The sequence below is a fragment of the Nocardia terpenica genome (assembly GCF_013186535.1).
Taxonomy (GTDB): Bacteria; Actinomycetota; Actinomycetes; order Mycobacteriales; family Mycobacteriaceae; genus Nocardia; species Nocardia terpenica.
Map to the genome: position 1 here is coordinate 1131606 of NZ_JABMCZ010000003.1, position 23807 is coordinate 1155412.

Annotated in this window: 24 protein-coding genes and 1 pseudogene; 11 read left to right on the forward strand and 14 right to left on the reverse strand. The window is 70.7% G+C overall.

The window, feature by feature from the left end:
* Nucleotides 1–4 precede the first annotated feature (4 nt).
* The 3 genes from HPY32_RS26845 to HPY32_RS26855 are packed head-to-tail and all read left to right on the forward strand — an operon-like array spanning nucleotide 5 to nucleotide 3704.
* A complete protein-coding gene (locus HPY32_RS26845; protein WP_082871016.1) occupies nucleotides 5–1714 on the forward strand; it encodes a long-chain-acyl-CoA synthetase in 1710 nt (569 codons plus the stop codon).
* A 59-nt stretch (nucleotides 1715–1773) separates the two neighbouring features.
* Entirely contained in the window at nucleotides 1774–2652 is an 879-nt protein-coding gene (gene folP / locus HPY32_RS26850; RefSeq protein ID WP_067576888.1) for a dihydropteroate synthase, read from the forward strand.
* The gene (locus tag HPY32_RS26855) at nucleotides 2649–3704 is read left to right on the forward strand and encodes a glucosyl-3-phosphoglycerate synthase (protein ID WP_082870423.1); all 1056 of its coding nucleotides are present in this window, start codon (nucleotides 2649–2651) and stop codon (nucleotides 3702–3704) included. The genes folP and HPY32_RS26855 overlap by 4 nt, the downstream gene beginning before the upstream one ends.
* 28 nt (nucleotides 3705–3732) lie before the next feature.
* On the opposite strand, the gene HPY32_RS26860 is transcribed toward HPY32_RS26855, so the two are convergent.
* The 5 genes from HPY32_RS26860 to sigE form a co-directional block, all read right to left on the reverse strand.
* Entirely contained in the window at nucleotides 3733–4569 is an 837-nt protein-coding gene (locus tag HPY32_RS26860) for a hypothetical protein (protein ID WP_067576890.1), read from the reverse strand.
* A 154-nt stretch (nucleotides 4570–4723) separates the two neighbouring features.
* Nucleotides 4724–5155: a Sec-independent protein translocase protein TatB gene (tatB, locus tag HPY32_RS26865; protein ID WP_067576892.1), complete on the reverse strand. Its 432-nt coding sequence runs from the start codon at nucleotides 5153–5155 to the stop codon at nucleotides 4724–4726.
* Between the two features lie 9 nt (nucleotides 5156–5164).
* Nucleotides 5165–6748, reverse strand: a complete 1584-nt coding sequence (locus tag HPY32_RS26870) for a S1C family serine protease (protein WP_082870424.1) — start codon at nucleotides 6746–6748, stop codon at nucleotides 5165–5167.
* Nucleotides 6749–6758: 10 nt separating this feature from the next.
* A complete protein-coding gene (locus tag HPY32_RS26875; RefSeq protein ID WP_067584021.1) occupies nucleotides 6759–7160 on the reverse strand; it encodes a zf-HC2 domain-containing protein in 402 nt (133 codons plus the stop codon).
* Nucleotides 7161–7242: 82 nt separating this feature from the next.
* A complete protein-coding gene (sigE, locus tag HPY32_RS46595; RefSeq protein WP_156674267.1) occupies nucleotides 7243–7872 on the reverse strand; it encodes an RNA polymerase sigma factor SigE in 630 nt (209 codons plus the stop codon).
* A 451-nt stretch (nucleotides 7873–8323) separates the two neighbouring features.
* Between sigE and HPY32_RS26885 the strand changes: the two genes are divergently transcribed.
* From HPY32_RS26885 to HPY32_RS26905, 5 genes are all read left to right on the forward strand, one after another.
* Entirely contained in the window at nucleotides 8324–8923 is a 600-nt protein-coding gene (locus HPY32_RS26885) for an O-methyltransferase (RefSeq protein ID WP_373686691.1), read from the forward strand.
* Between the two features lie 75 nt (nucleotides 8924–8998).
* Complete coding sequence (locus tag HPY32_RS26890; RefSeq protein ID WP_067576894.1) at nucleotides 8999–9652, forward strand: TetR/AcrR family transcriptional regulator; 654 nt, start codon at nucleotides 8999–9001, stop codon at nucleotides 9650–9652.
* Nucleotides 9653–9677: 25 nt separating this feature from the next.
* Nucleotides 9678–10613, forward strand: a complete 936-nt coding sequence (locus tag HPY32_RS26895) for an ABC transporter ATP-binding protein (RefSeq protein WP_067576896.1) — start codon at nucleotides 9678–9680, stop codon at nucleotides 10611–10613.
* Entirely contained in the window at nucleotides 10610–12268 is a 1659-nt protein-coding gene (locus HPY32_RS26900) for an ABC transporter permease (protein ID WP_156673758.1), read from the forward strand. The genes HPY32_RS26895 and HPY32_RS26900 overlap by 4 nt, the downstream gene beginning before the upstream one ends.
* A 99-nt stretch (nucleotides 12269–12367) precedes the next feature.
* On the forward strand, nucleotides 12368–12601 hold the full coding sequence (locus tag HPY32_RS26905) for a hypothetical protein (RefSeq protein WP_067576898.1): 234 nt from the start codon (nucleotides 12368–12370) through the stop codon (nucleotides 12599–12601).
* A gap of 3 nt (nucleotides 12602–12604) precedes the next feature.
* On the opposite strand, the gene glgC is transcribed toward HPY32_RS26905, so the two are convergent.
* The gene (glgC, locus tag HPY32_RS26910; RefSeq protein WP_067576900.1) at nucleotides 12605–13819 is read right to left on the reverse strand and encodes a glucose-1-phosphate adenylyltransferase; all 1215 of its coding nucleotides are present in this window, start codon (nucleotides 13817–13819) and stop codon (nucleotides 12605–12607) included.
* Between the two features lie 126 nt (nucleotides 13820–13945).
* Between glgC and glgA the strand changes: the two genes are divergently transcribed.
* Nucleotides 13946–15115 (forward strand): glycogen synthase, encoded by a 1170-nt coding sequence (glgA, locus tag HPY32_RS26915; RefSeq protein ID WP_067584033.1) that lies wholly within the window; start codon nucleotides 13946–13948, stop codon nucleotides 15113–15115.
* 10 nt (nucleotides 15116–15125) lie between these two features.
* On the opposite strand, the gene HPY32_RS26920 is transcribed toward glgA, so the two are convergent.
* The 5 genes and pseudogenes from HPY32_RS26920 to HPY32_RS26940 form a co-directional block, all read right to left on the reverse strand.
* Complete coding sequence (locus HPY32_RS26920; RefSeq protein WP_231951252.1) at nucleotides 15126–15977, reverse strand: putative RNA methyltransferase; 852 nt, start codon at nucleotides 15975–15977, stop codon at nucleotides 15126–15128.
* A 22-nt stretch (nucleotides 15978–15999) separates the two neighbouring features.
* Complete coding sequence (locus tag HPY32_RS26925; protein WP_019929283.1) at nucleotides 16000–16167, reverse strand: DUF3117 domain-containing protein; 168 nt, start codon at nucleotides 16165–16167, stop codon at nucleotides 16000–16002.
* A gap of 180 nt (nucleotides 16168–16347) precedes the next feature.
* Nucleotides 16348–16926, reverse strand: coding sequence for a DNA-3-methyladenine glycosylase I (locus tag HPY32_RS26930; RefSeq protein WP_067576904.1), 579 nt, complete (start codon nucleotides 16924–16926; stop codon nucleotides 16348–16350).
* A gap of 227 nt (nucleotides 16927–17153) precedes the next feature.
* Nucleotides 17154–17480: pseudogene (locus tag HPY32_RS26935) on the reverse strand (DivIVA domain-containing protein); the annotation flags it as partial.
* Between the two features lie 42 nt (nucleotides 17481–17522).
* Nucleotides 17523–17711 carry a hypothetical protein gene (locus tag HPY32_RS26940; RefSeq protein WP_067576906.1) on the reverse strand — a complete coding sequence of 63 codons (189 nt, stop codon included), beginning with the start codon at nucleotides 17709–17711 and terminating at the stop codon, nucleotides 17523–17525.
* Between the two features lie 134 nt (nucleotides 17712–17845).
* Between HPY32_RS26940 and HPY32_RS26945 the strand changes: the two genes are divergently transcribed.
* Nucleotides 17846–19150, forward strand: coding sequence for an NsdA family TPR-like regulatory protein (locus tag HPY32_RS26945; protein ID WP_156673759.1), 1305 nt, complete (start codon nucleotides 17846–17848; stop codon nucleotides 19148–19150).
* 5 nt (nucleotides 19151–19155) lie between these two features.
* Nucleotides 19156–20076, forward strand: coding sequence for a phosphotransferase (locus HPY32_RS26950; protein WP_067584039.1), 921 nt, complete (start codon nucleotides 19156–19158; stop codon nucleotides 20074–20076).
* 7 nt (nucleotides 20077–20083) lie between these two features.
* Here the strand turns inward: HPY32_RS26950 and HPY32_RS26955 are convergent, their stop codons facing one another.
* The 3 genes from HPY32_RS26955 to HPY32_RS26965 form a co-directional block, all read right to left on the reverse strand.
* Nucleotides 20084–21220 carry an Mrp/NBP35 family ATP-binding protein gene (locus HPY32_RS26955; RefSeq protein WP_067576909.1) on the reverse strand — a complete coding sequence of 379 codons (1137 nt, stop codon included), beginning with the start codon at nucleotides 21218–21220 and terminating at the stop codon, nucleotides 20084–20086.
* A gap of 30 nt (nucleotides 21221–21250) precedes the next feature.
* Complete coding sequence (locus tag HPY32_RS26960; protein ID WP_067576911.1) at nucleotides 21251–22099, reverse strand: lytic transglycosylase domain-containing protein; 849 nt, start codon at nucleotides 22097–22099, stop codon at nucleotides 21251–21253.
* 110 nt (nucleotides 22100–22209) lie between these two features.
* The gene (locus HPY32_RS26965) at nucleotides 22210–23778 is read right to left on the reverse strand and encodes a lytic murein transglycosylase (protein ID WP_082870426.1); all 1569 of its coding nucleotides are present in this window, start codon (nucleotides 23776–23778) and stop codon (nucleotides 22210–22212) included.
* Nucleotides 23779–23807: the final 29 nt, after the last annotated feature.

The window sequence follows — 23807 nt, forward strand, 5'->3', positions numbered from 1 at the left end:
CACCATGGCACTGGACGCGCCGACGCTGCTGCGCGGCGCGCTCGGAATGCTGGTGCGGCCGGGCGACCGCGCCTCGGTGGGGCTGCACTTCCAGCGGGCCGCGCACCGCGTCCCGGACCGGCCGTTCGTGCGGTTCGAGGGCCGGATCTACACCTACAGCGAGGCCAACGCCGAGGTGAACCGGTACGCCTCGGTGCTGACCGACCGGGGTGTGCGGCGCGGCGACGTGGTCGGCGTGCTGATGACCAACCGGCCCGAGACGCTGTTCGCGGTGCTGGCGACGGTGAAGCTGGGCGCCACGGTCGGGCTGCTGAATCATCATCAGCGCGAACAGGTTCTGGCGCACAGCTTCGGGCTGCTGAACAGCGTGGTGAACGTGGTCGGCGAGGAGTGCGCCGAGGCGCTGGCGTCGCTGCCCGAACCGCCCGCGAACCTGCTCTACGCCGAGGAGTTGCAGGAGCTGGCCCGCACCGCCGAGGCCGTCGACCCGCCGGTGTGCGCGGACGTGCGGGCCCGCGAGCGCGCCTTTCTGATCTTCACCTCCGGCACCACGGGCCTGCCCAAGGCCAGCGTGATGACGCACCTGCGGTGGAGCAAGAGCATGGCCGGGCTGGGCGGGCTGGGCATTCGGCTGCGCGGCGACGACACCCTGTACTGCTGCCTGCCGCTGTACCACAACAACGCGCTGACCGTGGCGCTCGGCGCGGTGATCGGGTCGAAGGCCACCTTCGCGATCGGCCGCCGGTTCTCCGCGTCGGGCTTCTGGAACGAGGCGATCGCCAACCGGGCGACGGCGTTCGTCTACATCGGCGAGCTGTGCCGCTACCTGCTGGCCCAGCCCGAGAAGTCCGCGGAGCGTGCGCATTCCGTGCGGCTGGTGGTCGGCAACGGGCTGCGGCCGGAGCTGTGGGACGAGTTCCGGCGGCGGTTCGGCATTCGCCGCGTCGTGGAGTTCTACGGGGCCTCCGAGTCGAATGTGGCCTTCGTCAACGCCTTCGGGGTCGATCGCACCGCCGGGTTCGGGCCGCTGCCGTACGCGGTCGTCGAATTCGACGATGCCACCGGCAAAGCCAGGCGCTACCCGGACGGCCGGGTGCGCCGGGTGGCGCCGGGCGGGGTGGGGCTGTTGCTGGCGAAGGTGACCGGGCGCTCCCCGTTCGACGGGTACACCGACCGGGCGGCGACCGAATCGAAGCTGGTGCGCAACGCGTTTCGCGGCGGCGACGTCTGGTTCGACACCGGAGACCTGGTGCGCGACCAGCATTGGCATCACATCGCGTTCGTCGACCGGCTCGGCGACACCTTCCGCTGGAAGGGCGAGAACGTGGCGACCACCGAGGTGGAGGGCGCCTTCGCGGGCGCGCCGGACATCACCGGGGCCGTGGTGTACGGCGTGGATGTGCCGGGCGCGGACGGCAAGGCGGGCATGGCCGCGATCACCCTCGCCGACGGCGCCGAGTTCGACGGCCCCGCGCTGGCGGCCCGGCTCTACGGGCGGCTGCCCGCCTACGCGGTCCCGCTGTTCCTGCGCATCGTCGGTGAACTGGAAACCACCTCCACCTTCAAGAGCCGCAAGGTCGAGCTCCGCAAGCAGGGCTACACCCCGGACGAGTCCACGCCCGTGTACGTCCTTGCGGGCCGGGGCGATGGATATGTCCCCTATTACGACCGCTATCCCGATGAGGTAGCCGCAGGCCAGGCCCCGAGAAACTGACCACGCCGCAAACCCGCGACGCCGGAGGCGGCGCAAATCAACACAGTAAGGTCGAGATCATGAGTTCGACGCCGGTCATGCCTACGTTGTGCGGGAAACCGGTGGCGACGGATCGGGCGCTGGTGATGGCGATCGTGAACCGCACGCCGGACTCGTTCTACGACCGGGGGGCCACCTTCTCCGACGAGGCCGCCATGGCGGCGGTGGCGCGGGCGGTCGCCGAGGGCGCGGACCTGGTCGACATCGGCGGGGTGAAGGCCGGTCCGGGCGACGAGGTCGACGCCGCCGAGGAGGCGCGCCGGGTGGTGCCGTTCGTGGCGGCCATCCGCGAGCGATATCCGGACCTGCTGATCAGCATCGACACCTGGCGCGGCGAGGTGGCTCGCGCCGCGGTGGGCGCGGGCGCCGATCTGATCAACGACACCTGGGCCGGGGCGGACCCGACGCTGGTCGATGTGGCCGCCGAGCTGGGCGTCGGCATCGTGTGCAGCCACACCGGCGGGGCGCGGCCGCGGACCCGCCCGCACCGGGTGCGCTACACCGACGTGGTGGCCGAGGTCACCGAGACCGTGGTCCGGGCCGCCGAGCATGCCGCGGCGGCCGGGGTGCGCCGCGACGCCATCCTGGTCGACCCCACCCACGATTTCGGCAAGAACACCTATCACGGGCTCGAGTTGTTGCGCGCAATCGACGGTCTTGTAAATACCGGGTGGCCTGTCTTGATGGCGCTGAGCAACAAGGATTTCATCGGGGAGACTCTTGGTGTCGGCCTTTCCGAGCGATTGGAGGGCACTCTGGCGGCCACCGCATGGTCGGCCGCGGCCGGCGCACGAGTATTCCGAGTCCACGAGGTCGCCGCGACCCGGCGGGTGGTGGACATGATCGCGGCAATTCAGGGCATCCGGCCCCCCGCACGAACTCTGCGAGGTCTGGCATGACTACCAACCATGATCCCGGCCAAAAGCACGCCGGGACCGATGTGGGGCTCCCGCACGCCGGGACCGACTTGGAACTCCCGCACGCCGGGAAGCTTTCGCACGCTGGGACGACCGGCCATAAGAATGGCGGAACCACCGACTGGGCGGTTTCGAACACCTGGGACAGCCCCGACTGGACGGTCGAGGAGCTGATCGAGGCGAAGGAGGGGCGCACGGTTTCGGTGGTGTTGCCTGCCTTGAACGAGGAGCGGACGGTGGCCGAGGTGGTGGCCAGTATTCGGCCGTTGGTCGGGTCGCTGGTCGATGAGCTTGTGGTGTTGGATTCCGGGTCGTCGGATGGGACCGTCGAGCGGGCGCGGGCGGCCGGGGCGCGGGTGGTCACCCGTGAGCAGGCCGTTCCCGAGCTCGAGCCGGTGCCGGGCAAGGGCGAGGTGCTGTGGCGCTCGCTGGCCGTCACCAGCGGCGATCTGGTCGCCTTCGTGGACTCGGATCTGATCGATCCCGACCCCATGTTCGTGCCCAGGCTGCTCGGCCCGCTGCTGACGGTCGAGGGCATGCACCTGGTGAAGGCGTACTATCGCCGCCCGCTGCGGCAGGGCGAGACCGTCGACCACAATGGCGGCGGCCGGGTCACCGAGCTCGTCGCCCGCCCGTTGCTGGCGGCGCTGCGGCCGCAGCTGTCGAAGGTGTTGCAGCCCTTGGGCGGTGAGTACGCGGGCACCCGCGAGCTGCTCACCTCGGTGCCCTTCGCCCCCGGCTACGGCGTCGAGATCGGCCTGCTCCTGGACACTTACGACCTGCTGGGCCTGTCCGCCATCGGCCAGGTCGACCTCGGCGTCCGCACCCACCGCAACCGCCCCCTCGCCGACCTCGGCGTCATGAGCCGCCAGATCCTGGGAACCGTCCTGGGCCGCAGCGGAATTCGTGACTCCGGCGCGGCCCTCACCCAATTCCCGCTGGTGGGCAACGAATTCACGACCCTGACGACGGAAGTGTCACTGAGCGACCGGCCGCCGATGAATACGCTGCGCCCGGTCGGCGTGGCGGCCTGACGGCGGACGCGAATGGTAGTGACGCACACTATCTTTCGTGTCGGTAAATAGGTGTGAGCAGGTCTGCTTCCAAGGGCTCGCCGGTGTTGCGGTCGTAGCGGACGCCGACTACCGCGGAGAACAGGTGGGTGCCTGCGCGTTCGTGGAGGGTGGCCAGGCGGGTGGCGAGCAGGCGGATGGCGCCCAGGGAGCCGGGGGGATGCAGGCCGTCGACCACCAGGACGGTGCCGCGGCCGTCGGGGCGGGGGAGTCGGGCCAGGTAGGCGATGTCGTACGGCTCGGTGCCGCCCGGTCGGTACACCCGGCGCGCGGCGCGGTCCTCGATGCCGCGGCGCACCCGCCCGGCGCGGGCCACCGTGCGGCGCAGCCGGGGATCGGCCGCCACCAGGTAGCGCAGGCTCGGCGAGAGCTCCGGCCCGCCCAGCACGATCAGCCCGTCGCGGTCGAGATCCAGCGGCCGCCCGGGCAGGAAGCGCTCGACGGTGACGGTAAATCCCAACTCGCGCAACAGTTCCGCCAGCCGGTGCGGCGCCGCGGCGTCGGGCGCGCCCACCAGCGGCGCGGCCCGGGTGGTGCTGCGCACGTCCGGGGTGAGGATGGTGAGCGAGCCGTGCCCGAAGAACAAACCCTCCGGCACCGGTCCCTGCGTGCTCACCTGGTGAATTCGAGCGCGCGAAAGACCCGCTGCCGCACCGATTCTGGCGAATGTCCAGCCTTCGGCGTGTAGTTCCCGGATGACGGCCCGCCGAATCCGCGTGAGCTCGTTGATGGTCTGCTGGGCCTGAGCAACCCCTTCGGTGGCAGCTTTGAGGCGTTCGACCTTGTCCTCGATCGCGAACACCCGGGCCACCTCATCGGCCGACATGTGCGCAGTCTAGATAGCTCGACAGCCTTTTGCGTCTAGTCGGGTTGACACGTTCAGCTCCCTTTTCGTCGCGATGAGAGCCCGCCCGACCTGCGTCGATTCCGTGACCTGCCGGAAATCACCGAAATCGCCCCGGCGCGTCGGATCGAAATCGTTACGTTGCGTCGAAATCGATCGGGGGTTTCTCGTTGCGGGCCAAGGGTTTCGGCGGTGGCGGCGGCGAATAATCGTTGGGCTGCGGATAATTCGCCGCATCGGAAATACTGGACGGTTTGTCGAATTTCCCGGTGAACAACGAATCGTCGCCGTCCAGCAGATGTTTGGTTACCATCGACCGCGGCGTCATGCCCCGCAGCTCGTTCAGCGGCCTACGCAGCTCGTTCAGTTCCTCCAGCGGCTTGCGCAGCTCGTCCAGTTCGGGGCCGAGCTCGCTGCGCAGCTGACTGGTGGCGCCGCTGGCGTAGTCGCGGATCTGCCGCAGGCTCTGGGCGGTCCACCGCACCGCCCCCGGCAGTCGCTCGGGGCCGAGGATCACCAGGGCCGCGAACACCAGGATCACCATCTCGGGCCAGCCGATATTGAACATAGGTCCAGGCTACTGGGGTTGCTTGGGCGCGTTCTGGTCGGACTCCAGCGTCACCGGAACGTCCACCTGACGGCCGTCCCGGATCACCTGGAAGTTCACCCGCTCGCCGATCTCGTGCGACTGCACCGCCACCGACAGCTCCTCCGGGGTGGTCACCTCGCGGTCGCCCACCTTGACGATCACGTCGCCCTCGGCGATACCGGCCCGGGCCGCCGGGCTGTTGGCCGCCACGTCCGCCACGCCCGCGCCGCTCATGGCGTCGTTCTCCACCTGCTTGGTGCGCGCGCTGACCCCTAGCCACGGATGCCGCACCACGCCGTCGCGAATGAGGGTCTGCGACACCTTCTGCACCAGGTCCACCGGGATCGCGAAACCGAGGCCGACCGAACCGCCGTTCTCGGTCTTGATCATGGTGTTGATGCCGATCAACCGGCCCTGCATATCGATCAGCGCGCCACCGGAATTGCCGTGATTGATCGCGGCGTCGGTCTGCACGGCATAGAACGCGCCCTGCGAGTCGTCGCCCGCCACCAGCGGCTCCTGCGATGCCCGGTCCAGCGCGCTGACGATGCCCGAGGTGACGGTCTGGGCCAGGCCCAGCGGCGCGCCCACGGCCAGCACGTCGTCGCCGACCCGCACGTCGCCGGACTTGCCCAGCCGAATGACGGTGAGGTTCTTGACGTCCACCTTGAGCACCGCGAGATCGGTCTTGGGATCGCGCCCGACCAGTTTGGCGGGCACCCGGGTGCCGTCGGAGAAGGTGACCTGGATCTTGGCCTTCCCGGTCTTGTCCATCGCCGCCATCGAGATGACGTGGTTGTTGGTGACGATGTAGCCGTTGCCGTCGACCACCACGCCCGAGCCGAGCGCCCCGTTGTCGCCGACGGTCTCGCGGATCAGCACCACCGAGGGCAGCACCGCGTCGGCGACCTTCGCGACCTGCCCGTGCGGCTTGTCCGGCGCGCTCTCCTGCTGCAGGGCGACCTTGCGGGAGGTGAGCGGCGCGGTGGCCTCCGCGGTGAGCCGGCCGACCAGCCCACCCACCAGCCCGATGAGCAGCGCGACCACGCCGAGCACGAGCAGCGCCCGGGGCGAGACCCGCCCGCCGAACAGCACCTCGCGGGCGGTGAGCCGGGGCGCGGGCGGCAGCGGCGCCGCGGGCGGGACGGAGACCGCGGGCGCGCCGAGCCGGGCTGCGGCCTCGGGATCGCGCCACGGATCGGCCGGGGCGATCGGCTCGGCGGTGTCGTCGTCGGCCTCGGGATCGCGCTGCAGGTATTCGGTGGAACCCGCCGGGCGGCCGAACGCCTCGGCCAGCACCGCGTCCGGGGGGCGGTTCACCAGTTCGGGACCGTCGTGCTGCGGGGTCGGCTGCCCGGGCGTGTACGCCGCGAAGGGACCCTGCGCGCCCTCGGGGCGGCGGAACGCGTGCTCGGTGGGCTGGTCGATGTGCGGGCGATCGACCGGGCGCGGGCCCAGGACGGGGGCGTCGGGCGGCCGCAGGTTCCCCCTGTTGGCCGCCGAATCCGGAACAGCGGACTGCTTGTCATCCGCCGCGGACTGTGATCCGGAGTTCGTCGATTCGGTGGTCACGTCTCGAACTCTACTTGCGCCACCATCCGGTCCACCGCCAGCTGTCGGAGACGAAGTTGAACGAATCCGCCCGCAGCCCCAGGAAACTCGGACCGCGCGACAGGTCGTCGACCGAATTGCCGGGCAGGTCGGCCAGTGGGATGCGGCTCAGCGTGTCGTGCAGGTTCACCGGGGCGGAGATCTGCATCTGCGCGGCCTGGCGCAGCGCGATGCGCGCCTGCTGCTGGGACTCGACCTCGGCCGCGCACTCGGGGCACTTCGAAAGATGTTCGGCGGCGCGCAGATACGCGTTCATCCGCAACTCGCCGTCCACGTAGGCGGCGATGGCCTCGCTGGCCAGGTGTTCGGTAGGAGCGAAACGGGGTGGTCGTCGTCCGGGGCCTCGGCCTGTCCCGGGGACCTCGCCGTTCATGGCGCCCTCGCCGCTCATACGGTTGCACACCCTTCCCACGGACAACAGCTCTGCCGGGCACGCCGCCACGGGCGGCGGCGGATTACCCGACCTTCTCCTCAGCGGTGAACCGCTGCTGAGAACCATTATGCGCAAGGTAGTCCCGCAGTGCCTGACGTCCGCGGTGGATGCGGCTGCGCACGGTGCCGAGCTTCACGCCGAGGGTGGCGCCGATCTCCTCGTAGGACAGGCCCTCGATGTCGCACAGGACCACGGCCGCGCGGAATTCCGGGGCCAGCGAGTCGAGCGCCGACTGCAGGTCCGGGTCCAGGCGGGCGTCGTGGTACACCTGCTCCGGGTCGGGGGTGTCGGACGGGACGCGGTCGTAGTCGTCGGGCAGCGCCTCCATCCGGATCCGGTTGCGGCGGCGCACCATGTCCAGGAACAGGTTCGTGGTGATGCGGTGCAGCCAGCCCTCGAAGGTGCCGGCCTGGTAGCTCGACAGGGAGCGGAAGACGCGGATGAACGTTTCCTGGGTGAGGTCCTCGGCGTCCTGCGGGTCGCCGGTGAGGCGGTAGGCGAGCCGGTACACCCGGTCGGCATGCTCGCGAACCAGCTCGTCCCAGGACGGCATCATGGTGCGGTCGCCGGTGGCGTCGAACGCCGCGGTGCCGCTGAGCGGGTCGGTGCCGGCGTCCTCGCCGGGCTCGGTAGCCTCGATGTCGCTGTGCACGACCTGGATGTCGTCCTCGGTCGCGGAAACGTTGCTGTCCGCCGCGGGAAGTTCGTATTCGGCCGAGCCGCCATCGATCGGCAGGCCCGACTCGGGCAGGGTGGCGTACTCACGCGCCGCATCGACGATGTGGATGGCGTTACCTCCTACTCGGGACCGTGGTAGGCGCAGGTGCGACAGGGGCTGTCGCGAACACCGGATACAACGCGACCTGCGTCGAGATGTTCCCGGGGCGCCGTCCGGCGGTCGGCCGGGCTGTGCGTTGCCCATACTCTGTCGGTTGCCGATGTGCCGGTGGTATGGGGACGCTGAGGGACACCTGAGAAAAAATGCCGCCCGAAATTCGCCGCACCACCCGGTGACCGACGGGCCGCGGCGGTGTTCCGCCGTTAGCCTCATATCCGTGAGCCTCATACCCCCGGCGGCGGCCGTGCAGCGCAACCTCGCGTATGTGGAGGAATCGGTCGTCGAGGACGAGATTCTGCTCGCGGCGCGGGAGCGGGCCGAGGAGCTGGGCGCCACGCCGGTGCCGCCGTCGGTGGGCGCGCTGCTGAGCATGTACGCGCAGCTGCTGGGGGCGCGCGCGGTGGTCGAGGTGGGCACCGGCGCGGGGATCAGCGGGCTGTGGCTGCTCGACGGCATGCGCGAGGACGGCACGCTCACCACCATCGATTCCGAGCCCGAGCATCAGCGCGCGGCGCGAGAGGCGTTCCGCGCCGCGGACATTCCGCCCGCGCGCACCCGGCTCATCAACGGCCGGGCGCTGGATGTGCTGCCGCGGCTCGCCGACGGCGCCTACGACCTGGTGTTCGTCGACGCCGCCCCGCTCGAGCATCCGGAGTACGTGGACCAGGCGGTGCGGCTGCTGCGCGAGGGCGGCGCGATCCTGCTGCACAACGCCCTGCTCGGCGGCCGGGTGCCCGACCCGGCCCAGCGCGACCCGGCGACCCAGGCCGTGCGCGCCGCCACCCGCGCCGTCGCCGAGGACCCGCGGCTGACCAGCGTGCTGATCCCGGTGGGGGACGGGTTGCTCTGCGCGGCGCGCGGCTAGTTTCCGAAAGGAACGAAATACCAGGTCAACTGGCTCTTGCGGGACGATTGAACGCGTGTTTAGTATATTGAACATGTGTTTAAGAGAGCTGCCGTACCGGAAGGATCCCCCGAGGATCTGAGTACCCGCGCCCGTATCCGCGATGCGGCGATACAGGTCTTCGGGGAGCAGGGGCTGGGTGTGGGGGTGCGAGCCATCGCGAGCGCCGCGGGCGTCTCGCCGGGGCTGGTCAACCACCACTTCGGATCCAAGGACGGTCTCCGGGAGGCATGTGACGAGCACGTTCGCGGGCTCATCCGGCAGGCGAAGCTGGATTCGGTGCAGCACCCCTCGTCGCAGGGGTTGCTCCAATCCCTCGCGGAGGCGGAGGATTTCGCCCCCTACCTGGCCTACCTGATGCGCAATTTCCAGGTCGGCGGCGCGCTGACATCGGTGTTCTTCGAACATATGGTGTCCGATGTCGAGACCTACCTGACCGCCGGTATCGAGGCCGGAACCATTCGCCCCCAGCGGGATATCAAGGCGACGGCACGCTTCATGGCTTATCAGAACGGCGGCGGGTTCCTGCTGTTCCTCCAGATGTATTCCGACTCGCACGAGGGCCCGACGGATTACCGCAAGGCGATCCGCGCCTACATGGACCAGATGCTGCTCCCGGCCCTCGACATCTTCACCCATGGTCTTCTCACCGATTCGATGCTGCTGGACACCCTGCTAGACGAACGGTAAACCCCTTATCTCACAAGGAGATTCGATGTCATCGGCAATCGTCGTCCGCGATCTGCACAAGCATTTCGGTCCGGTGCGCGCCCTGGACGGGCTCGACCTCGAGGTCGGCGAGGGCGAGGTGCACGGCTTCCTGGGGCCCAACGGCGCCGGGAAGTCCACGACCATCCGCATTCTGCTGGGCATTCTCGCCCGCACCTCGGGCGACGCGCAGGTCCTGGGCCTGGACCCGTGGTCGGACGCGGTCACCCTGCATCACGACATCGCCTACGTCCCCGGCGATGTCACGCTGTGGCCGTCGCTGTCCGGCGGCGAGACCATCGACCTGCTGGCCCGCATGCGCGGCGGCCTGGACGCCACCCGCCGCGACGAGCTGATCCAGCGCTTCGAGCTGGACCCGCGCAAGAAGGCCCGCACCTACTCCAAGGGCAACCGGCAGAAGGTCGCCCTGGTGTCGGCGTTCTCCTCCGATGCCCGGCTGCTGCTGCTCGACGAGCCCACCTCCGGCCTGGATCCGCTGATGGAACAGGTCTTTCGCGAATGCGCCCGGGAGGCGGCCGGGCGCGGGGTGACCGTGCTGCTGTCCAGCCACATCCTGTCGGAGGTGGAGGCGCTGTGCGACCGGGTCACCATCATCCGCGGCGGCCGGGCCGTCGAGACCGGCACCCTGGCGCAGATGCGGCACCTCAGCCGCACCTCCATCACGGCCGAATTGATCGGGGACCCGGGCGATCTCGGCAAGATCGCGGGCGTGGCGGACGTCTCCGTCGAGGACCACACCCTGCACTGCCAGGTCGACGCCGAACACCTCGGCGAACTGATCCGGGTGCTCGGCGACGCCGGGGTGCGCAGCCTGGTCAGCCAGCCGCCCACGCTGGAAGAGCTGTTCCTGCGCCACTATTCGATCGACGGCGACTCGAGCGGCAACGGCTCCGGCCGTCATTACGCGGAGGCGGCGAAGTGACCACCGCGACCGTCGCCCGCCCCTTCGGCGGGCTCGCCGAATCCGCCTGGGGCAGCTCGGAATTCACCGGCACGGTGCGCCTGCTGCGGCTGTATCTGCGGCGCGACCGCATCGTGATGCCGCTGTGGGTGCTGCTGCTGTCGGTGCCGCTGGGCAGCGTCTACATCAAGAGCATCGAAAAGGTCTACGGCACACCGGCGGATCTGGCGAACTTCCGGCACACGATCATGTCGAGCCCGGCCCAGATCGCCATGTACGGCCCGCTGTACAACACCACGCTCGGCGCGGCCGGGGTGTGGAAGGCGGGAATGTTCCACGCCGTCATCGCCATCGCCACCATCCTCGTCGTCATCCGGCATACCCGGGCCGAGGAGGAGACCGGGCGCGGGGAGCTGCTGGCCTCGACGCGGCTGGGACGGCTGGCCAATCTCACCGCGGCGCTGCTCGTCGCCTGCGGCGGCGCGGTGCTGACCGGGCTGATCGGCGCGGCCAGCATCGCCGCGGCCGGGGTGCCCGGCAACGGCGCGCTGGCCTTCGGCCTCGCCGAGGCGGGCGCGGGCCTCGTCTTCGCGGGCGTGGCCGCGGTCGCCGCGCAGCTGAGCGCCAACGCCCGCACCTGCCGCGGCATCGCGTTCGTGGTGCTGGCGGTCGCCTACACGCTGCGCGCCATCGGCGACGTGCGCGCCAAGGACGGCCCCGCCGACGTGCTCACCTGGCTGTCGCCGCAGGGCTGGTCGCTGCAACTGCGGCCGTACGCCGGTGATCACTGGTGGGTGTTGCTGCTGCACGCGGCGGCGACGGCGGCGCTGATCGGGGTGGCCTTCGCGCTGCTGCGGCGGCGCGACCTGGGCGCGGGCCTGGTCGCCGAGCGGCCGGGCGCGCTGGCCGCCGGTCCCGCGCTGGGCGGGCCGTTCGGTCTGGCCTGGCGGTTGCAGCGCGGGGCGCTGACGGCGTGGACGGTGGGGCTGGCGCTCTACGGCATCGTCATCGGCAGCATCGTCAACGGCGTCGGCGACGAACTCGGCGACAGTAAGGCGATGCGCGACATCATCGCCCGGCTCGGCGGGGCGAGGGCGCTGGAGGACGGGGTGGTCAGCATGGCCTGGACCATGCTGGGCCTGGCGGCGGCCGCGTACGCGGTATCCGCGACGCTGCGGCTGCACGCCGAGGAGGAATCCGACCGCGCCGAGGCCGTCCTCACCGGCTCGGTGGGCCGAATCCGCTGGGCCGCATCGCATCTGGTGTACGCGGTGCTGGGACCGGTACTGGTACTGGTGGTTTCGGGTCTGCTGGGCGGCCTGATGTACGGCGTCGCCGCGCACGACATCGGCGACCGGCTGCCGAAGGTGCTGGGCGCGGCCCTGATCCAGCTGCCCGCGGTCTGGCTGTTCACGGGGGTGGCGGTGCTGCTGTTCGGTCTGCTGCCGCGCTGGTCGACCGTGGCGTGGGGCGTGTTCGCCGGTGGCGTGGCGCTGTTTTTGCTCGGCGCGATTTCCGGTATGCCGCAATGGGTTCTGGACATCGACCCGTACAACCACCTGCCCAAGGTTCCCGCCGAGCCGTTCCGCCTCGCGCCCGTGCTGATCATGGTGGCGATCGGGGTCGTCCTCACGGCGGCCGGGCTCGTCGCCTTCCGCCGCCGCGACCTGCGCTGACGATCGGCACCGCGAGCGCCCCTCGGTAGCCCACCGAGGGGCGCTCGCGTTCGATACCATTGGCGCGGTAGGTGATCGAGTGCTGGCCGAGGAGGCGCGATGGTCTTCGAGCGCGGGGTATTGATCGAAGCGCTCGCACCGCGCGGGTGGCTGGTGCTCGCCGGGGTGGCGATCGCGGTCGCGGTCTTCGTCGCGCTGCTCGTGCTGCTTCTGGTCAGCGGCAGCGACTTTCGCCAACCGGCCGGAAGCCAGCCGGTCACTCCCGGATCGTGCTACCCGTTCTGTACCGACGGGAACACCCCCGTGACGCCGCCGCCCCCGGGCTGGAACTGACCGCTACACCCACACGCCCTTGCCCACGGTGACGACGCCGCCGTTACTCACCGCGAAACGCTCCCGGTCGCGTTCGATGTCCACGCCGATGATCTCGCCCTCGCCGACCATCACGTTCTTGTCCAGGATCGCCCGGCGCACCACCGCGCCGCGCCCCACCCGCACGCCGGGCATGAGCACGCTGCCCTCCACCGTCGCGCCGTCCTCCACGAACACATTCGAGCTGAGCACCGAATTGCGCACCGTCGCCGCGGACAGGATGCTGCCCGCCCCGACGATCGACTCCTGCGCGAGCCCGCCCTGGGCGAACTTGGCGGGCGGCAGATTCTCCGCCGCGCCGCGAATCGGCCAGTGCCGGTTGTAGAGATTGAAGATCGGGTGCACCGACACCAGATCCATGTGCGCGTCGTAGAAGGCGTCGATGGTGCCGACGTCGCGCCAGTAGCCGCGATCGCGGTCGGTGGAGCCGGGCACATCGTTCTCGGCGAAGTCGTAGACGCTCGCCTCGCCCTGGGCGACCAGCGCCGGAATGATGTCGCCGCCCATGTCGTGATCGGAGTCGGCGTTGTCGGCGTCGGCCCGGATCGCGTCCACCAGCGCCTTGGTGCTGAACACGTAGTTGCCCATCGAGGCGAAGGTGACGTTCGGATCGTCGGGCGTGCCCGGGGGATGCGCCGGCTTCTCCAGGAACTGGGTGATGCGCCCGGACTCGTCGGAGTCGATGCAGCCGAACGCGCGGGCCTCGCTGCGCGGCACCCGGATCCCGGCCACCGTCACCCCGGCGCCCGAGTCGATGTGATGGGCGACCATCTGCTCGGGATCCATGCGGTAGACGTGATCGGCGCCGAATACCACGATGTAGTCCGGGTCCTCGTCGTAGATCAGGTTCAGCGACTGCATGATCGCGTCCGCGCTGCCGGTGTACCAGCGCGGCCCCAGGCGCTGCTGGGCGGGCACCGGGGTGATGTACTCCCCGCCGAACCCCGACAGCCGCCAGGTCTGGGAGATGTGGCGGTCCAACGAATGTGACTTGTACTGGGTGAGTACGCAGAGTCGCAGATAGCCGGCGTTCACGAGATTGGAGAGCACGAAGTCGATCAGACGGTACGCGCCCCCGAACGGGACCGCGGGCTTGGCGCGGTCCTTGGTGAGCGGGAAGAGTCGCTTGCCCTCACCACCGGCGAGCACGATCCCGAGTACGTGCGGCTGGCTCCTCACACCTGCCAACCTACCGCTGCGCGGCCTGCCGGGTGGTCAGCACCGAGGTGAACGATTAGGTTGGGCGGGGTGAGTTTCGGCGCGGAAGGCGGCCGCGAACCGACGGATCCCGACGGCCGCGACCGGTTGCGGGTCGCGATGCTGACCCGGGAATATCCACCCGAGGTGTACGGCGGGGCCGGGGTGCACGTGACCGAGCTGGTGCCGCAGCTGCGGCGATTGTGCGAGGTATCGGTGCACTGCATGGGCGCCCCGCGCGCGGACGCCGTGGTGCATCAGCCGGATCCCCTGCTCTACGCGGCGAATTCGGCGCTGCAGATGATGTCCGCGCAGCTGCGCATGGCCGACGCGGTCGGCGGCGTGGACGTGGTGCACACCCACACCTGGTATACCGGGCTTGCCGGGCATCTGGCCGCCGCCCTCTACGGCATTCCGCATGTGCTGACCGCGCATTCGCTGGAACCGCGGCGGCCGTGGAAGGCCGAGCAGCTCGGCGGCGGGTACCGGCTCTCGTCGTGGTCGGAGCGCAATGCCATGGAGTACGCGGACGCGGTGATCGCGGTCAGCGAGGGCATGCGCCGCGATGTGCTCGACGCCTACCCGACCATCGACCCCGCGCGAGTGCACGTGGTGCACAACGGAATCGACGCCGCCGCCTGGCATCCCGGCGGCCCGGTCCCCGGCGCCCGCGACGCCGCGGCCGAACTCGGGGTGCGCACCGACGCGCCCATCGCGGCCTTCGTCGGCCGCATCACCCGGCAGAAGGGCGTGGCGCACCTGCTGGCCGCCGCCCGCGACTTCGACCCCGACATCCAGCTGGTGCTGTGCGCCGGCGCCCCCGACACCCCGCAGCTGGAGGCCGAGGTCTCGGCCGCGGTGGCCGAGCTGGCCGCCTCGCGCGGCGGGGTGTTCTGGGTGCGGGAGATGCTGCCCACCGAGCAGGTCCGCCAAATCCTCTCCGCGGCAACGGTTTTCGTCTGTCCCTCGGTGTATGAGCCGCTGGGCATCGTGAACCTGGAGGCGATGGCCTGCGGCACCGCGGTGGTGGCCTCGGACGTGGGCGGCATACCCGAGGTGGTCGCGGACGGGGAGACGGGGCGGCTGGTGCGCTACGACCCGGACCGGGTCCGGGATTTCGAGGAGGGACTGGCGGAGGCGGTGAATGCCGTTGCCGCCGATCCCGATCGGGCGGCCGCGCTGGGCGCCGCCGGGCGCGAACGCGCCATCGCGCAATTCGATTGGTCGTATGTGGCGGCGCAGACGGTCCGGTTGTACGACCGCATTCGTAAATCCTAGTTATTCGGCTTCAGGCGGCCTTGCCGAATATCGATACCGTGACCGAGGCCGTCACCTCGACGGTCTCCGGTAATGCCGCGATCCGTTCCGCGCGCCGCCCGGCGGCGTGATGGGCCGAGGGCCCCATTCCGGCCACGTTCGCGATATCGCGGTGGCTCAGTGCCATCGGATACTCCACGAGCGTGTGCCCGAGCCGGGTGAAGCGGCCGCCCAGCGCCTCGGCGAGCCGGTCGTCCTTGGCCGCGTCCACGCTCACCATGTCCAGCGGGGCGATGAGCTCCCGCAGATGCCGGGAGGTGGGTACGACTACCACGAAACGCCCCTCCGGCGCGAGTACCCGGGCCACCTCGTCCGGGTTGCGCGGCGCGAACACCGACAGCACATGGGTGAGCGCCGCATCCCGCAGCGGCAGGCCGCGCCAGGCGTCGGCCAGGACGGAAGCGGCCCGGGGATGGGCGCGGGCGCCGCGCCGGGCGGCGGGTTTGGAGACGTCCAGGGCGATGCCGTGGGCGTTCGGCGCCGCGTCGAGGACGGCTGCCAGGTAGTAGCCGGTACCGGCGCCGACCTCCAGGATCGCGTCCGGAACCGGATGATTGGTGGTGCCGGCGGCGGTCACCGCGTCGGCAATGGGGGCGAAGTGCCGGTCGCCCTGGAAGGCGGCCCGGGCGTCCAGCATGTCCGGGGTGTCGCCGGTCATCTTGGTCGACGCGCCCGTCAGCAGGCTGACGTAGCCCTGGCGGGCGATATCGAAGCTGTGTCCGCGCGCACAGCGCAGCGAGCGATCGCGCACGGTGATGGCGTCGCCGCATTCGGGGCAGGCCAGCAACCGCGCGATCGCGGTGAACTGTGGCGCCGGGTCCACCGGTATGGCAGGGTCCGAGCGACTAGCTGGTGACTTCGGTGAGCTCTTTACCGAGGGCCGCGGCCTCCTCCGGCGTGAGCTCGACGACCAGACGCCCGCCACCCTCGAGTGGAACCCGCATGACGATTCCACGCCCTTCCTTGGTTGCCTCGAGGGGACCGTCCCCGGTGCGGGGCTTCATGGCCGCCATCCTCTGCTCCCTCCAGATCCGCGCGGTCTGCTGCGCACTTTCTTGGAACTCGTGTGTTGTCACCAACAGGTAGCCCCCGCGGGCGGCACACCGCGCCGGAGGGCTACACCACGCCCATTCTTCCTTATCATGGAACTGGGCGGGTACCTGAGTTCCAAAACCGACCGCCGCGGCGCGTGTTCACCGCTTCGGGTGCACCCAGCAATCGGCCAGATGATCGTCGACCATGCCGGTCGCCTGCATCAGGGCATATGCCGTCGTCGGGCCCACGAAACGGAATCCCCGGCGCTTCAGTTCCTTTGCGAGAGCAGTGGATTCGGGTGTGACGGCGGGCACGTCGGCGAGCGTGCGCGGGCGCGGGCGCGGCGCGGGGGCGAACGACCAGAGCAGTCGGTCCAGGCCCGGGTCCAGATCGCGAGCAACCTTCGCGTTGGCGATGGCGGCGAGCACCTTGGCCCGGTTGCGCACGATGCCCGGGTCGGCCAGCAGCCGGTCCACGTCGGCGTCGGTGTACTCGGCCACCTTATCGATGAGGAAGCCGTCGAACGCGGCCCGGAAGGCCGGGCGCTTGCGCAGGATGGTGATCCAGGACAGGCCCGACTGGAACGCCTCCAGGCATACCCGCTCGAACAGGGCGTCGTCGCCGTGCAGCGGCTGCCCCCACTCGGTGTCGTGATAGTCCCGGTACAGCCGCGAGGACCCCGCCCAGCCGCACCGCGCCTTCCCGTCGTCCTCCGGGGTCTGCGTCGCCGGGCTCACCGCTCCTCCCGCCGGGTCGCGCCGGACTGCGGTTCCGCGTTGCCGTCCGGTGTCGGCGGCTCGGGGGTGTCGCCCGATGCGGGCGGCGCGGTGTGGCCGATCCGGGCCGAGGCCCAGATCTGGGCGGATCGGTCGAGCGGGGGCTGGACCTGGGGGATCGGTGGCTGCACCCGGGGGACGGTCGAATTCGCGCCGGTGTGGTGGGCGGTGGGCACGGTCCACGATCCGGTCGCGGGGCCGAACGCTGCGGTGGCGGCGGGTTGCGGCTGGTCGGTACGGGCCTGGGACAGTTGCGATTCCAGCTCATCGATGCGGGCGGCCAGCCGGGCCAGCGCCCAGTCCACCTCACCGGCCTTGTAGCCGCGCACCACCTGCTGGAAGCGCAGCGCGCGGACATCGGCGCCGCTGATGCCCTCGGCCGGCAGCACCGTCGCCGTCGTGCCCTCGGGCAGCGGCCCCAATTCCTCGCCGCGCCCGAACACCGCACTCGCGACCAAGAACAGCAGGGCGGCCACCAAGCCGACGATCAGCACGTACAGCAGCATCGTGAGCATAGGGACGAGGATAGGGCGAGCCGCCGACAGCCGCCCCTTCGCTCACTTGTCGGCGGTACGCCGGAAGCAGTACGCCGCCGCGGCCAGATACTGGCGACAGGCCGGACCGTGCCCGGCATGCACGGCGAGAATGAATCGGGCCCGGTCGTAGTCGAGGTCGGACGGTTCGTGCGAGCAGTCGCGGCTGTCGATCAGCCACCGGTCCCGAATGTCCGAGGTCGGCACGTACATGAGCGGGTACCTCCAACTGGCGGGTGGGTGCCCCTCCACTGTCGTCGTGTCCGCCCCGTTGCAAAATCGCGCACCGTTGGCATTGGTGTTGGCCTACTGTTGGCACAAGAGCTCCCGTAACAAGGAATTAACACATGGTGTTGGGGCGTCCCTGGACCGGGTTCGAGGCCGTCGCCTTGCAGGAGGCGATGCGGAAATCGGTGCGGGAGTTTGCTGCTCATCTGGGTGTCGAGATGACGACCGTGGCTAATTGGCGGGCCGGGCTCAGTGCGGTGACGCCTCGACCGCTTACTCAGGAATTGCTCGATACCCTGCTGGTTCAGGTGGGGGCCGAGGTGCGTGAGCGGTTCGAGCAGATTCTGACCGAGGGGGAGGCGGCGCTCGGCTCGCGGCGGTTGCCCGCGCGGCGCGGTGGACTGCCCGCGCCGCCGCCGCAGCCCGCCGCCATCCCCGTCGGGTACGACCCCGCGCTGCTGGCCCGGCTCGACGACACTCGCGCCCTCGTCGATCGCACGCTGGCCGCCTGCACCGTCGGCACCGGCATGGTCGAGCTGATGGAGGAGCGCACCGCGGGCCGGGTGCTCGCCTACACCCGCACCCCGCCCTCCGCGGTGCTGGGCACGGTGCTGCCGGATCTGGCCGAGGTGCAGTCGATTTCGGTGGAGCGGCAGCCGGCGGCCATCCAGGCCCGGCTGTCGGAGATGACGGCCGTGCTCGGGTTGCTGATCGCCGACGCGCTGATGAAGCTCGGTCAGATCGAGCGCGCCAACTACTGGTACGGCACCGCGCGCATGGCCGCCGACGACACCGGCAACTCCCGGCTGCGTTCGCGGGTCCGGGCGCAGCACGCCATGCTGCCGTACTACTACGGCACGCCGGAGCAGGCGGTGATCCTGGCGCGCGCGGCCCAGGCGCAGCTGCCCGATCGGGTCGACGACTCCACCGCGCTGGCCGCGGCCGCCGAGGCGCGGGCGCTGGCCCGGCTCGGCGACGCCGACGGGGCCGAGCTGGCGATGCTGCGGGCCCGGCGGCGCACCGACGAACTGCGCGAGCCCGCCACCGACGAGGCGTTCCGATTCAGCGAGAAGCGTTTGCTGCTCTACCTTTCCGGCACCCTCACCAATCTGGGCCGGACCGTGCAGGCGCGGCGGGTGCAGGATCAGGCGCTGCAGCTGTACCGGGAGAGTCCGGGCGTGGTGATCGATCCGGCGCTCATCGAGCTCGACGCGGCGATCGGCACCGCGCTCGACGGCGCGGTCGACGAGGCGTGCGAGCGGGCCACCCGGGTGCTCACCACGCTGCCGTCGGAACACCGCACCACCATCGTCGTGACCCGGGCGGCCGCGGTCGTCGACGCCATCCCCGAACCCAGCCGCGGCCGGCGCGCGGTCGACGAGTTGCGGCAGCTGGTGGCCGCCGGGGCGGGTGAGCCACGGTGATCACGATGTCGGAGGCGGCGGCCGAGCGGAGGGCCGCCGCGGGCTTCACTCCGCGGCGGACCCGGCGCATTCTCGAACGGGCCTGCCGCGCCGCGGGATTCGACCCGGCCGGGGCGCGACTGCTGCGCCACCACACCAATGCGGTATACCGGCTGCTGAGCGCGCCGGTGGTGGTGAAGGTGGACCGGCCGTGCCGGATGCGGCGGCCGGTCGAGGTGGTCACGCTGGTGCGCTGGCTGCACGCGCAGGACGTGCCGACGGTGCCGCTGGCCACGGCCGTGCAACCGCTGGAGCTGGACGGGTGCGCGGTCACCTTCTGGCGCTACCTCACCCAGCAGCGCCCCATCGAGGCCGCCGACCTGGCCGAGCCCCTGGCGCTGCTGCACACGCTGCGCACCCGGCCCCCGCTGTGGTTGCCGACCGATCACCTGGCCGACAGCTTCGCCCGCATCGCGCGCGCCATCGACGCCAGCGCCATCCTGTCCCCCTTCGACCGCCGCCTCCTGCACCAGGAACGGCTGCGCCTGGCCGCCGGGGCCGCCGATATCGAATTCGCCCTGCGGCCCGGCCTGATTCACGGCGACGCCCACCACCGCAACACCCTGTGGGACCCCGCCTCCGGCCGCGGCGTGCTGTGCGACTGGGAGAGCGTCTCCCTCGGCCACCCCGAATGGGATCTGGTCACCCTCGAGGTGCACTGCCGCCGCTTCGTCCATCCCCCGGTCGAATACGACAAGTTCTGCCGCGACTACGGAATCGACATTCGCGACTGGTCCGGCTACCCCTGGCTCCGCGATCTGCGCGAGCTCCGCATGATCACCACCAACGCCTTCAAATCCGCCCCCGGAACCGCCGAGGCCCGAGAGGTGGTGCGCCGCATCGCGGGACTGCGTACGGGCATCGCCGCGACCTGGCACATCCTCTAGCCGCGCCTCAGAGGTGCCGGGTCGTATCGATGCCCAGCGACATTCCCGCCAACCCGCGCCGCCGGACGGCGAGCTTCTCGGAGATGTCGCGCAGGGCCGCCGCCGCCGGGTCGTCCGGGGCGGACAGCACGATCGGGGTGCCCGCGTCGCCCGATTCGCGCAGGCCCTGGGTGATCGGGATCTGGCCCAGGAGGGGGACATTCGCGCCCACCGCGCGGGTGAGGCGATCGGCGACGGCCTGGCCGCCGCCGGAGCCGTAGAGGTCCATGCGGGTGCCGTCGGGGAGGTCGAGCCAGGACATGTTCTCCACCACGCCCGCGATGCGCTGCCGGGTCTGTAGCGCGATGGCCCCCGCGCGCTCGGCGACCTCGGCGGCCGCGGGCTGCGGGGTGGTGACGACCAGGATCTCGGCGTTGGGGACGAGCTGGGCGATGGAGATCGCGACATCGCCGGTGCCCGGCGGCAGGTCCAGCAGCAGGATGTCCAGATCGCCCCAGAACACGTCGGCCAGGAACTGCTGCAGCGCGCGGTGCAGCATCGGCCCGCGCCACACCACGGGCGTATTGCCCTGGGTGAACATGGCGATCGAGATGACCTTCACCTCGTGCGCGACCGGCGGCATGATCATCCGCTCGACCTGGGTGGGCCGCTGATCGGTGCCCAGCATGCGCGGCACCGAATGCCCGTAGATATCGGCGTCGAGCACGCCGACCGACAGGCCGCGCGCGGCCATCGCCGCCGCGAGATTCACGGTGACACTGGACTTTCCGACGCCGCCCTTGCCCGACGCCACCGCGTACACGCGGGTCAGCGAGCCGGGCTGGGCGAACGGGATGACCGGCTCGGCCGAATCGCCGCGCAGCTTCTTGCGCAGTTCGGTGCGCTGCTCGTCGCTAATCACGTCGAGCTCGACGGTGACCGCGCCCGCGCCCGGCACATCGGCGACCGCCTTGCGGACCAGGTCGATGAGCGTGCTGCGCAGCGGGCAGGCGGCGGTGGTCAGGTAGACCTCGACGTGCACGCTGCTGTCGTCGGCGATCGCGACGCTCTTGACCATGCCCAATTCGGTGATCGGTTTACGGATCTCCGGATCGTTCACCTTCGCGAGCGCGCCCCGCACATCCGATTCCGCAACCACTGGCATGGGGCCGAGTCTAGCGACCGGGCCCCGGCGTCAGATCCGCGGCAGCTGGCTCGAGTGCGGCGCCACGCCGGTGCGGTAGGCCACCTCCCACGCCATCACGTTGGCGACGTAGGCCATCGAGTTGTTGTAGCGCATGATGGCCCGGGATTGCTGGGACAGATCGTTCATGTCCAGGCCGCCGTCGCACAGGTATTTTCCCGCGGTGAGGGCCGCGTCGAAGATGTTCTGCGGGTCGGAGATGCCGTCGCCCTTGCCGTCGCCCGCGTACTTGCGATACGTCTCGGGGAGGAACTGCATGGGGCCGACCGCGCGGGCGTAGGTCTGCATGCCGCCGTCCAGCTCGCCGCCGTCGGTCTCGCGGACCACGTTGTTGCCGTAGAGGCTGCCGTCGAGCACCGGCCCGTAGATGGGGTCGATCGGGTTGCCCTTGGCGTCCAGCTTGCCGTAGGCGTGGTGCGATTCGACCTGGCCGATGCCCGCGAGTACCGACCACGGCATGTGGCAGGTCGGCATCTCCTGCGCCAGCACGCGTTCGGCGTTCTGGTAGGCCTCGTACGCGACGCCCGGCATGCCCAGCGGCCCGGGCGCGACGTCGGCGATCTCCCGGCCCGCGGGCTGCGCAACGCTTTTCACGATCGGGGGCCCGGGATGCTTTGCCGCGCGCAGCATTTCCTCCGGGGCGGGCGCGGCGACCGCCTGGGCGGGCGCGGCGTGCTGCTCGCTGGCGAGATCCGGCGAGATCGCGGCGTGTTCGGCCGTGTCGACCTCCGAGGCCGAGGCGGCGGTGACGGCCACGAGCCCCGCGGGGACGAGACCGGTCAAGGCGATAACTGATCCGCGCCGAACCGTAGTGGCCGGCTGTTTGCGGTGACGTCCCACGGTGTGGTGACCCTCCCATGCTCGCTGTGAGCCTTCGCGACACAACGGTTGAAGGTTACCGCATTCGAGATCTTTTCGTTACTACTTCGTGACCGAATTTCTCGTTTGCCCTACCGCGGCGGCGCGGGCAGCGGAATCACGATGCCGAAGGGCAGCGTGATGGCCGGTGCGGGCGGGGCGGCGGGCGCCGCCGGAGGGTTGGGATCGGCCGCGCCCATCGGGCCGGGCTCGGGGGTCTTGGCCGGGCTCTGCGGCTGTTGCTGATCGGGTGCCGGGGCTCCCGCGGGCGGGGCGGCGAGCGGGGGTTGCTGCGGTGCGTCCGGCTGACCCGGTTGGCCGGGCTGTCCGGGTTGACCCGCCTGGCCGGGTTGGCCGGGCTGACCCGGCTGGCCGGGCTGTCCCGCCTGCGCCTGCGGCTGCCCGCAGACGCCCGGTTTCGGCGGCTGCGCGTTCGGATCCGGCTGTTGCGCATTCGGATCCGCGGGCTTCGCGGCCGCCTCGGGGCCCTGGGCGTTCGCCGGATCGCCCGGCTTCGCGGCCGCGGCATCCGGGTTGTTCGGCGACCACCGCTGCGCCTCCACCGGCCGCCCCGGCTCGGCCGGGTTGGGCATCGGGGCCGGAACCGCCGCCGGGTCACAGGGTTTCGGAGGCGGGGGCGGCGGGCAGAAGATGCCGCACGGGATGGGCGGCAGGCCCGGGATGTTGATCATGACCTGCGTCGGCGCGGGCGGCTGGGTCGTGGTGGTCGTCGGCGCGGGCGGCTGCGAGGTGGAGGTCGGCACCGACGAATTGGCCGCCAGCATGTCCGATCCGGCGCCCATGCCCGCGCCCATCGGCTGCGAGCCGGGCGGGATCAGGTCGGGGGAGATCTGCACCGGGGTCGGCACGCCGCCGGTCTTGTAGGCGTTGGACCAGCTCAGCACCTGGGCCGCGTAGGCGAGGGAGTTGTTGTAGCGCAGCACGGCCCGCAGTTCCTGCTGCGGATCGCGCAGATCCAGCCCGCCCGAGCACAGGTACTTGCCCGCGGCCAGTGCCGCGTCGAAGACGTTGTTCGGGTCCGGATGCCCGTCGCCCTTGCCGTCGGAGGCGTAGTGCGCCCAGGTGCCCGGCAGGAACTGCATGGGCCCGATGGCCCGCACGTAGCTGCCGTCCACGGTCTTGATCACCTCGTTGCCGGGCAGGGTGCCGTCCAGCGACGGGCCGTAGATGACGCCGACGGTGGTGCCGTTGGCGTCGGTGCGGCCGTTGTTGGCGTGATTGGACTCGACCTTGCCGATGCCCGCCAGCAGATGCCAGGTCAGCCCGCAGCCGGGCTCGGAGGACTGCAGGGCCAGTTCGGCATTGCGGTACGCGGCCAGCACGATCTCGGGAATGCCCAGCGCCCCGCCGCCGGGCAGCGAGATGTCGTGCAGCGGAACCGTGCCGCCGAAGAGCGGGACGCCGTCGGCCGGAGTGGCCATCGCGCGAAGTTTGCGGGGCGGCTCGGGAGCGGCCGGAACGAGGCCCGCGCTCTGATCGATGTCCGAATCTCGCTGGTCCGACGGGGCGGTCGCGGCCGCCAGCTGGGTGTCGTGGGTCGTGGGTGCGCTGGGGCGCGCGGTCACGTGCGCCGCCGATCCCGAGGCCATCAAACCCGCCACCACCAGCGCCGATACGGTTACCGGTCCAGATATTCGCATCGGCGCACATCCCCTCGTAGTCGTGTGGG